This is a genomic window from Lentzea flava (assembly GCF_014648475.1).
Taxonomy (GTDB): domain Bacteria; phylum Actinomycetota; class Actinomycetes; order Mycobacteriales; family Pseudonocardiaceae; genus Lentzea; species Lentzea flava.
This window is the reverse complement of record NZ_BMRE01000015.1, coordinates 148658-158364: the sequence shown is the minus strand read 5'-3', so window position 1 is coordinate 158364 and position 9707 is coordinate 148658. Positions and strand designations below refer to the sequence as shown.

Below are 9707 nucleotides of genomic sequence, written 5' to 3'. Positions count from 1 at the left end.
GGCTCCCCAGGGCGGGGTGGCCTCCCCGATCCTGTCCTCGATCTACCTGCACAAACTGGGAGGTCGACTTGATCAGCGGTCTCACCGGACTTGGTGTGGTGCTTCTGCACCGCAACACCCAGCCTGAACTTCTGCGCGATGTCCTGGCGTACCTCGTGAGGCTCACCGAGCCGATCACTGCTGACGGCGAGCAACTGCCCGGCTGGTGGAGCGGCGACGGCCCCTTTGGCTGTGTCAGCAGCGAGTGGCCCGGCGGACACGCCACCCTCGGTATCGCCCCACGGCATCACTGGCCCGCTCGCACTGCTGGCCGCCGCGGCATCACTGCGCCCAGACACACCAAGACGATCAGCTGCCTGCTCGACTGGCTCGACAACTGGCGTGTCGGCACCGGCCGCAGCGCATGGTGGACAGGCATGATCTCCCGCGCCGAACACCACACCAACGCGACGCGAGCGTCCGGACCACAACGGCCTTCCTGGTGCTACGGCACCCCAGGTCTCGCCCGCGCCTAGCAGTTGGCCTCCATCGCGCCGCACGACCCTGCTCGGCAACGTGGCGCGGAGAGTGCTCTAGCCGCCTGTCTCACTGACCCTAAGCAACTCGCGCTGCTAAGCGACGCGTCGCTATGCCACGGCTGGGCTGGACGGTTGCACACCGCCGCGTGCGTCGCCGCCGATGTCGGCGACGACAGCCGCCACGTTGCAGCCCGTACTCCATGCACATCTGCAGGCGCAGCTGACCGCGTTCACAGGTCAAGGCGGTCGTCCCGGTCTCGGACGAGCCGAAGCTCCCGACCAACGCCTCCGCTCCCGTCAGACGGCTCAAGTACCACCGGCAAGCCGGGCCGACCTGTTCGGCGATCAGCAGCAGGCGGTCGAACTGCAGCACCACGAGGCCGTGCCGGGCGGCGAACTGGATCATCGCCAGCAATCGTGACGGGGCTCCCACGAAGACGTTGCTGCCGCCCGGATCTCGACCGGGACACGGAACTCGTAGGAAATCCAGACGGCTGTCCAGAACTGAGACACCGCGGCGGCACGTCAGTCGGTGCCACGCACGATGACCGCGTCCGACCGGTCAGCCTCCTCGAACAGCTCCGCACGTGGCGGAATGCTGCAGAGTGTCGGGTAGTCGTCGATCGCGAGCTCATCATGGCTCAGCAGGTCCTGCATGTTCATCGCCTTCTCCTAACGCCTTCATGAACACCATGCGGACAAAGGTAGACGCGAGCCCTTGTGATGCCAATCTCAGCGTTCCGCCCACCGGAACTTCCGTCCAGCCATTCCTCGACGGTTCCGCACAGTTGCTGTCCTAAAAGGATCGAGGAATCACCTGCCACCGAGGCGAGTCGCCGCTCGCACCGCTGAAGGTGAGGCCGCCCGGGCCGGCGAGCTCGTGACGATCTTGTTCCACAATGAACTGCCTCCGACGATGTGCCGAACCTGCCAGGCGCTGCCCGGTTGGCAGGCTCGGCGGCGCCGGGGCTTGGGGCTCGGTGTCTGTCAGAATGCGCGGCAGACGTCGATGGTGGCGGACCATCCCCGGTCGTGCAGTTCCAACGCCGCGCGGACGCGGTGGCCCGGCGCCCCTGGGGATTGACGCGAAGTTGCAGCGTCCGTCGGATGACCGGGTCAAGACCGACGCCAAGGACGCTGTTCGTCTGGCGCGGCTGCCGCGGTTGGACGAGGTCACGCAGGTGGCGGTGCCCCAGCGTGGATCAAGAAGCCGTGCGGGATCTGGCGCGGGCTCGTGAGGACTGCCACGGTGATCTGATGCGGGTCCGGCACAGCTATCGAAACTGTTGCTGAGCCATGGCATCGTCTACGCGGATGGGCAAACCTGGACCGTTGTCCATGACGCCTGGTTACGCCGTCAGCGGCGCGATACAGCTATGGGGGGTCGGCTGGGTGTTCGATGCGGATGGGCAGCGCTTCGGAACGCGCTAGCCGGAGCTCGCCGCCGATCGTTATGACCTGGCGGGCGGTACCGGTGCTGAGCGGGATCGGAGGCTTGGCTGGAGCCGTGCGGGTGTGTGCACCGGGCCATGCGGCTTCGATCGCGCGTTCGACCATGCCGGGCGGTACGAGACCAGGTACCCAGAGCCGGATCTGGACACCGTCGTCGGTGAACGTCAGCTCGAACCCGAGGTGGGGCTGGCCGCTGAACCGGCGCAACCATCCTGGTCGAAGCAGACCGACGAGGTTCGACCACATCGTGAGCGCGCCGGATGGGTCGACAGTCTGTGGTGCCAACACCGTGATCAGTCGGGCGTCAGAGGCCAGTTTGTCGTGGTAGCGGCGACGCCGCTGCCGACGGGCGATAGCGGCTGCCGCGACGGCGAGCGCGAAGCTCGGCCCCACCATCGGTCCCCAAGCAGTCGCGAGGTCACTCAGGTAGGCCAGGGCATGCCGGAACACGGCGAGTGGGTCGCGCAGGTAGTCGCTGACCGGTGAACGGAGAACAGCCACGTGCAGCGCGGCTCACCGTAGCGGGAGCAACGACGGCGGTGCGGTGATGATCGGATAGGACATCAGGAACTCCCACCAACGGTCGTGACGGATCGAGGCATGCGCAGGGCGTGTCGGGTCAAGCTGCTTCCTGCTGTTCGATCGGTGTTTGCACGTGATCGGGCGTGCGAGGCTCGGTGGCGGGCAGGGTGTTGTCGACTGCCAAGCGCAGGTGCCGGCGAGCCGTGCGTTCTGCGTCGACTTCGGCCTGCCACTCGGAGAACCTGCGCCCAGCCAACCGTTTGAGGTGAGCGGGAATCCGATTTGCTGGGACGCCTGCAAGCCGCGGGCCGAGGACTGCCAGCAGGTCGCTGGCTTCCTGCGACGCCCATCCGGTGCTGGCGATCGCTTGCGCGTCGGGAAACACGTCGGCTACCCGATCCACGCCAGGATTCAGGGCCGCGTCCTGCGTTCCGCCATAGGAGGAGACCCACAGGAAGTTCGCGGGCGGGTTCGGCTCGACAAGACGGCGGAACCTGTCGACTTCCTTGGTATAGGCGTAGAAGTTCACGCCCGGACGAGCGTGGCAGATCCGCAGCCAGGCCAGCAGGTAGGGGTCGGAGAAGAAGTCACCGCTGTCGTGAATCCGGACCCACGCTCCGTGGAACTTCGCCGCGCTTAGCTCGGTGAGCATGGAGCTTTCCCTGCCCGCCAGGTCGTCAAGGACGAACGTGAGATTCGCCCGGTGCTTGGCCTGCACGACCGGCCAGGCGTAGGTGCCGTGCTACCGGCAACCTCGGATGTCAGATCCTGCGGAATAGTTCGTAGCTGTGCCGTCGTGCGGCGGCTGATGACCAATACGGCGAGTAGGTGCGTGCGTGGTCCGGATGGCTCAACAGCCGGTGTTATGCACCGGCTGGGACCGCGGTCCGAGTTTGAACTGACTGCTCGGCGAGCTTCCGCGACGCGTGATCAGCTGCGTGCTGAGTGAGATGACCCTGGCGTGCCACCGGCAGGGCCCGAGTCACTGGTCGCGAGTGATGACTGAATTTACGACTTGCCAAGCTCGTTCAACCCCGACCTGACATCCTTTGGCTGCCGTGAACCCGGCAGGACAAAGGGAAGCTGAGTCGATGAGGAGTCGGTCGCCGGTTAGCCAGCGCCAGGCGTTGCAGGCGAGGTCGTAGTCTGCTGCAGATAGTCCCGATAAGGTTTGGCCTAGATGTGACGAACACCAGTCGAGCCACTTCGAGCTGTTCGTCAGATGAGGGCTGATCGTTTTCAAGCGAAGGTCGAGTGGATCGTCGGGAGTTTGATTGCTGATGAGAAATGACAGCGCCAACACGTCGCGGGCTGCGCGATATTGGAAAGTTGCGTTGGGTACGCGACCGTGCGCGGTGCAGATGAGAGCGTCTGCTTGGTTTTCAAGGGAGAACCACAGGATCGGGATATCGAGATCGGGTGTGTCGGTCACGTCAGTTGAATGAGTCGCCGCACGCGCACGAACCACCAGCGTTAGGGTTGTCTATGACGAAGCCTTGCTTCTCGATGGTGTCGACGAAGTCGATGATTGCGCCTTGCAGGTAGGGAGCGCTTTTCTGGTCCACGACGAGTTCGAAGCTGACGACGTCTGCCCTGGCTGCCTCAGAGGTTTCGGTCTCGCTCAATTATCCGCTCCGCTCTCGTGGCCACTGTCGTAATCTGCGTCGTCCGGCGGTCCGTACTTCGTCACGAGGTCGCTGTCGAACAGTCGGTCGTCGAAGAACAGTTGGTAACGGAGGCCGGCACATCCACCTGGCTGGACGGCAATACGGAGCCGCATGTCACTGCGTCCCTCCTGGGATAGCAGTGCCTTAACTTTCTCGACGGCCGCAGGTGTGAGTGTGACACCCGTGGCATTGACGGCAAAGTTCTCCTGCAAGCTGCTCACGGCAACGGAACGTAACATTCAGCGTTCTGCCGGTACACCCACATGCGGGCGGCGTGTCTGTTTTACCGGGGATGTGTGCCCGGAAGTACCGAACTTCCTCTGCGCCCCGGGTTTGCCTCTGGTTGCAGCAACAGCGCGATGGACGTCATGCCACTCCTGGTGATGGCAGGCGACAACGTCAGCGGAGTTGGTCACGACGGGCTACCTCTCTGGCATAGCCGGGGCGAGTGTTGCCGGCGTCGTATGTCCAGCGGGTGGCTCGGTCGAGGCTGATCCCGAGCAGTCTCGCGATCACGGCTGCGGGCATCTCGGCTGCCATGTCCATGAGCGCGGTGTTGCGCCCGAGTGTCGGTGAGATGCCGAGGGTGCGGAGTGAACCGTCACGGATTTGAGACCGCTTCCGTTCTTGAGGAAGATGGTCGTCATCATGTCGAAGCGTTACCCGCCCGAGGTTCGTGAGAAGGCCGTGCGCCTGGCCCTTGAGCGTCTCGATGAGTTCGAGTCTCCGTATGCCGCGGCCAGGGCGATCGGCCTGATGGTCGATGTGCACTACGAGACGTTGCGGGGGTGGATCAAGAAGGCCCTCGCGGAGGGCTCCCGGCCCGCTGCGCAGCCACCGCAGGGACTGCCGCCGGCCGAGCGCGAGGAGTTGCTGCGGCTACGGAAGGAAGTCCGGGATCGCAAGCAGGCCAACGAGATCCTCAAGCTGGCCTCGGCTTTTTTCGCGCGGGAACTCGACCCGCGGCGCCACTGATCGTCGGCTTCGTCGACGAGTACCGCCAGGTCTACGGCGTCGAGTCGATCTGCGACGTGCTTACCGAGCACGGAATCCAGATCGCGCCCAGGGGCCTACCGCAAGGCCCGCCGCCGGCCACCGTCGGCGTGCGATGTCACCGGCGCCTATCTGGAGAACGCCCTGCGCGACCTGCGGGGGCACACCGGAGGAGATGTACGGGCGCCGCAAGATGACCCGTTACCTGCGTCGCCAGGGCCCGCGCTGGTGTCCAAGGCACTCAACATGGCCGTGTGGCGCCGTGACCACCACGGCTACCCGGTCGAGCCCGGGCTGATCCACCACTCCGATGCGGGCAGTCAGCACACGTCGGTCAAGTTCACCGAATCCCTTGCTCTGCAAGGACTCTCGGCCTCTATGGGCTCGGTGGGCGATGCCTACGACAACGCTCTAGCGGAGTCGATCATCGGCTTGTTCAAGGCTGAGGTCATCAACCGGCACGGCCCGTTCAAGACCCTCGCCGAGGTCGAGTTCGCGCTCATGGAATGGGCGGACTGGTACAACGCGGACTGGTACAACAACGCCCGCCGGTACAACAACGCCCGACTGCACTCGCGACTGGGCTACCTGACCCCGGCCGAGTACGAAGCCGCGTATTACTCTCAATATCCACCACGCCGACCGGCGCTGGCCTGAAACCGAAGCCGGTCTCAAACTCGTGGCGGTTCAGTTCTGTCGCGCGGCCGAGTTGGTCGAGGTACTCGGCGTGCTCGCGCGCCGCCTGCTCCAGCGCCGGATATGGCAAGCCACCGGCTTGTTCGCGAAGCTCGGCGACCTGCCCGGACAGGTCCAGCCGTTCCGCGCGGATGAGCACTTGCACTGGTGCGGTGAGCGAATGCAGATACCGCCCGAAACTGGCTACCAGAGCCTCCTGCTCCGCAGGCGTGCGGAGCCCGAAGTTGATCGTGGAGCACACCGCGACCACCGCGACGCCGTCATTGCCGAGATCGATGACGCCGGTATCGGTGACCGCCTCGGCTGGCAGCCGCAACGCGGCCGGCGACACCACCGCTGTTGAGCTGTGAGGCGTGTTGGCATTGCCGTTGCCGCTCATGTTCACTTGGTGGGTGAGCCACTCCGGCGCCGGATGGACACCTTCTGGTGCGGTGACCCGGTACCGCGGACTCACACGTTGCCGCAGTGCTGTCAGCACCAATCGGTCCATAGTGATGCCGTCGCGCTGGCCGATCGCGAGGAATGCTGCGATCACTCCGATCGGGATGGCAACGATGAGGAACAACGTCAACGGAACGAAGCCTCGGGTCGAGGAAAGCTCGACCAGTCGTGGCGACCGCATCCAGTGGGCCGCGCTTAGTGCACACCATGCCGAGACGACTCGACGAGCCCGCGCGGCGATCGTCGACCTTGTGCGCGCCGGCTACCAGATCGGACCGCCGCTCTACGGCTATCGCGCGCTAAGGATCCGCGTCATCGGGCTGACCGGTCACAGCAAACTGCGCGCGGTCCTCGTTCCCGAATGGCACACCGCCGCGGTCGTCAGGCAGATCTTCGTCTGGCGAGCCGATGACGGTCTGCCGTTCGAGGTCATCGCCGAACGACTCAACAGCGACCTGCGTCAGTACCCGCCCCCGACACCCAACGGTCGGTGGACGGCCAGGGCGGTTGCGCGGATCGTCACCAACATCAAGTACACCGGGCGCCAGGTCTGGGCTCGCACAGCAGCGGGCCGTCCCGTGCCGGTAGAGCAGTGGGTCATCTCAGCGCCGATGGTGCACGAGCCGCTCATCGACGAGCGCACCTTCCGTCAAGCCCAGCCCAAGCAGGTGGCAGCGGGAGGTGGTGGTCATGTCAGTGCCGCGTGACCACCTCTCCGGACGTCTCTGCGCACGTTCCGATCTCGCGTCGGTGAGCGGGCTTGGCGCCGTTGTGCGGGGCATGTCTCAGCGTGGAGAGCGGTCGGTTCACTGCGCTGTGTCGCGCTTGTCGGACGAGCAGCTGGCGATGCGGCGAGTGGTTGCGTACGTTCGCGACGTCTTCGATGACCTCAAGCGTGTGCTGGTGGATGACGGCACTGCCTGGTTGAGCGTGGGGGACGTTGTCGCGGGCGCGCGAGGTGGCTGCGGTTCCTCGCTGGCGGGTGTCCCATGGCGCATCGCGTTGGCGCTGCAGCGCAACGGTTGGGTTCTGCGTAATGCGATCGTCTGGTCCATCGCCGACGAGATGAGCCGGCGGACCTTAGCGCTTAGCAGCAGCTACGAAACGTTGCTGCTGTTCGCAAAGCAACGCAAGTACAGCTTCGACCTCGACGCGGTTCGTGTCGCATCGCGAGGAGGCCGAGCGCAACCGCGGAATCCGGGTGATGTGTGGTTCAGCTCGGCGGACTCGTCACCGCGACCGGAGCTGCCGTTCGACGTCGCATCCCGCTGCATCGCAGCCGGATGCCCTTGCGATGGCGTGGTCGTCGATCCGTTCCACGAGGCCGCGTCGGTGGAGTTCGCCGCAGTGCAGTGCGGGCGTCGGTTTATCGGCATCAGCTCTGAGCGATCTGACGAGGGGCAGCGGTGGGTGGCATGAACAGCTGGACTGAGCTCGTACACCATCACGCTCCTGGCGTCACGCTCTTCAAGAGCGATGCCCTGCGGGTGCTGCGCACCGTGGGCACGGCCAGCGTCGACTGCGTGGTCACGTCTCCGCCGTACTGGGGCATGCGCGACTACGGGGCCGACGGTCAGTACGGGATGGAACCCACAGTCGAGGACTACGCCGCGTCGCTGCGCAGAGTCTTCGCGGAGGTCAAGCGCGTCCTGACGCCGACCGGAACGTGCTGGGTGAACCTGGGCGACTCCTACGGCGGCTCGTGGGGCAACTACGTCGCGGTCGGCTCGTCCTCCCGAACCGCACAAGACCGCGTACGCGAGCGGCGGCATGGCGCTCACCGTCGACCGCAGTCGTGGATGCCACGCAAGTCCTTGATCGGACTTCCGCGGCGAGTGGCTTTCGCGATGCGCCAGGACGGATGGTTGCTGCGCAGCGCCGTTGTCTGGCACAAGCCGAACGCGGCGCCGGAATCGGTCCGCGACAGGTTCAGCACTTCCTACGAAACCGTGTTCCTGTTCGCCGCGTCCGACCGCCACTACCTGAGCTCGACCAGCGAAGCGGATCTGTGGAGTGTTCCGGTGCGGGCCTACCGCGGCGCGCACAACGCAGTGGGGCCGGTAGACATCGCAGCGAAGGCGATCGAACTTGGTTGCCCCCGCCGAGGCGTCGTACTCGATCCCTTCAGCGGTACCGCGACTACCGGAGTGGCAGCGCGGGCGCTCGGCCACCGCTACATCGGCATCGACCTCAACCCTGCGTTCCACGACCTCGCGATCGCCCGCTTCGCAGAGCAGGAAGGAGAGACGCCGTGGCAGCCAAGCCGCTGACCGTCGCCGAAGTCATGGGGCTGCCCGCCGTTGTCGACATCGTGGTCGCGGGTCGCGCTTTCGGACTCGGACGTACGACGGCGTACATGCTCGCGCGCAGAGGTGAGTTCCCTTGCCGCGTTGTGCGAGTCGGATCCGCCTACCGGGTTCCGACCGCGGACCTGCGCCGGGAACTCGGTCTCGAGTCGGTGCCGACGCCGCCGGCTCCGGGTGCGCGATCGCAGCCGATCGTGACCAAGTTCCAGGACAAGCGTCGGACTCGTCACTGACGGTCCACACTCGACACGAACGGATTCCTATGTCTCGGGCCAAGTTCACCCATTTCTCGGGCTCGCCCGGGCCCGCATCGCGGCGCGAGCATCATGGTCATGCGATCGAAGAAGACTGAAGCAGCGAAGGGTGTGCCGCTCGGCTCCACCTATAAGCGCTGCTCCTGTCGCGACCCGCGCACCAGAAGGGAACTGGGCAAGTCGTGCCCGAAGCTGGCCAGAAGTGACCACGGTCCGTGGGCCTACAGCATCGAGCTTCCCGAGGACGACGACGGCGAACGCAGGCCGCGACGCCGCATCTCGTTCGAGACCGAGGCCGCAGCTCAGAAGGAGCTGGACCTCATCCTGAGCCTGCTCGCGATCCCCAAGCAGGGCGACACCAAGTCCCTCACGCGGATCGGTGACCTCATCGCGGAGGCGATCCGGACCAAGCAACCGATCCCGGATGTGGACACGGTCCGCGCACGGGTTCGGCCCAAGGGCGGCCTGCGCGACCGGGTCAAGTTCGGCGCCTATCTGCTGGGTTGGTTGCCTGGCCGCAAGGGGCTGTCACGCAACACCCGCCGCAGCTATGAGTCGCACATCCGGCTCTACCTCGTGCCCTGCCTCGGCGACATCTGGCTCGACGAGTTGGAACGCGGCGACTTCAAGCTCATGTTCGAGCGGATCGAGGAGTTCAACGACCGGATCGAAGAGATGCGCAACAGCCGTGACCCCGAACAACGGGCGTTGGTGAGGTACCGGCGTCCGGTCGGCATCGCCTCGATGCACCGGATCATGGCCACGGCTCGCAAGGCACTCAACGACGCGGTCCACATCGATGGCCTGATCCCCTCAACCCCGCGGTGAAGGTGGAGCTGCCACCTGAGGTGCGGCCCA

General features: G+C 65.4%; 13 protein-coding genes, 2 pseudogenes and 1 other annotated feature. Of the genes and pseudogenes, 9 read left to right on the top strand and 6 right to left on the bottom strand.

The window, feature by feature from the left end; translation table 11 throughout:
* Positions 1-68 precede the first annotated feature (68 nt).
* Positions 69-515, top strand: coding sequence for a glycoside hydrolase family protein (locus IEZ09_RS19690; RefSeq protein ID WP_229812727.1), 447 nt, complete (start codon positions 69-71; stop codon positions 513-515).
* Positions 516-594: 79 nt separating this feature from the next.
* Here IEZ09_RS19690 and IEZ09_RS19685 read toward each other — a convergent pair whose 3' ends face one another.
* The 6 genes and pseudogenes from IEZ09_RS19685 to IEZ09_RS46545 all read right to left on the bottom strand — a co-directional run bounded on the left by IEZ09_RS19685 (position 595) and on the right by IEZ09_RS46545 (position 4398).
* On the bottom strand, positions 595-924 hold the full coding sequence (locus IEZ09_RS19685) for a hypothetical protein (RefSeq protein ID WP_189255172.1): 330 nt from the start codon (positions 922-924) through the stop codon (positions 595-597).
* Positions 925-1043: 119 nt separating this feature from the next.
* A complete protein-coding gene (locus tag IEZ09_RS19680; protein ID WP_189255171.1) occupies positions 1044-1181 on the bottom strand; it encodes a hypothetical protein in 138 nt (45 codons plus the stop codon).
* A gap of 711 nt (positions 1182-1892) precedes the next feature.
* The gene (locus IEZ09_RS19675; RefSeq protein ID WP_189255170.1) at positions 1893-2420 is read right to left on the bottom strand and encodes a hypothetical protein; all 528 of its coding nucleotides are present in this window, start codon (positions 2418-2420) and stop codon (positions 1893-1895) included.
* Positions 2421-2589: 169 nt separating this feature from the next.
* Positions 2590-3234: pseudogene (locus IEZ09_RS19670) on the bottom strand (GP88 family protein); the annotation flags it as partial.
* Between the two features lie 240 nt (positions 3235-3474).
* Positions 3475-3924, bottom strand: coding sequence for a hypothetical protein (locus IEZ09_RS19665; protein WP_189255168.1), 450 nt, complete (start codon positions 3922-3924; stop codon positions 3475-3477).
* A gap of 1 nt (position 3925) precedes the next feature.
* Positions 3926-4398, bottom strand: a pseudogene (locus IEZ09_RS46545) (HesB/IscA family protein).
* A 397-nt stretch (positions 4399-4795) separates the two neighbouring features.
* On the opposite strand from IEZ09_RS46545, the gene IEZ09_RS19650 reads away from it, so the two are divergent.
* From IEZ09_RS19650 to IEZ09_RS46535, 8 genes are all read left to right on the top strand, one after another.
* Positions 4796-5134, top strand: coding sequence for a transposase (locus IEZ09_RS19650; RefSeq protein ID WP_189255166.1), 339 nt, complete (start codon positions 4796-4798; stop codon positions 5132-5134).
* Positions 5095-5223 (top strand) — a sequence feature (AL1L pseudoknot). (Overlaps the previous gene by 40 nt.)
* Before the next feature lie 157 nt (positions 5224-5380).
* Positions 5381-5809: an integrase core domain-containing protein gene (locus IEZ09_RS19645; RefSeq protein ID WP_189255165.1), complete on the top strand. Its 429-nt coding sequence runs from the start codon at positions 5381-5383 to the stop codon at positions 5807-5809.
* A gap of 22 nt (positions 5810-5831) precedes the next feature.
* Entirely contained in the window at positions 5832-6191 is a 360-nt protein-coding gene (locus IEZ09_RS48140) for a hypothetical protein (RefSeq protein ID WP_189255164.1), read from the top strand.
* Positions 6192-6393: 202 nt separating this feature from the next.
* The gene (locus tag IEZ09_RS19635) at positions 6394-6996 is read left to right on the top strand and encodes a recombinase family protein (protein ID WP_502255045.1); all 603 of its coding nucleotides are present in this window, start codon (positions 6394-6396) and stop codon (positions 6994-6996) included.
* A gap of 118 nt (positions 6997-7114) precedes the next feature.
* A complete protein-coding gene (locus tag IEZ09_RS19630; protein WP_189255162.1) occupies positions 7115-7708 on the top strand; it encodes a DNA methyltransferase in 594 nt (197 codons plus the stop codon).
* A complete protein-coding gene (locus tag IEZ09_RS19625) occupies positions 7705-8559 on the top strand; it encodes a DNA-methyltransferase (RefSeq protein WP_189255161.1) in 855 nt (284 codons plus the stop codon). Before IEZ09_RS19630 ends, IEZ09_RS19625 begins: the two co-directional genes overlap by 4 nt.
* Positions 8541-8828, top strand: coding sequence for a helix-turn-helix domain-containing protein (locus tag IEZ09_RS19620; RefSeq protein WP_229812725.1), 288 nt, complete (start codon positions 8541-8543; stop codon positions 8826-8828). The genes IEZ09_RS19625 and IEZ09_RS19620 overlap by 19 nt, the downstream gene beginning before the upstream one ends.
* A 99-nt stretch (positions 8829-8927) precedes the next feature.
* A complete protein-coding gene (locus IEZ09_RS46535; RefSeq protein ID WP_229812724.1) occupies positions 8928-9677 on the top strand; it encodes a hypothetical protein in 750 nt (249 codons plus the stop codon).
* The last annotated feature ends 30 nt before the right edge of the window (positions 9678-9707 follow it).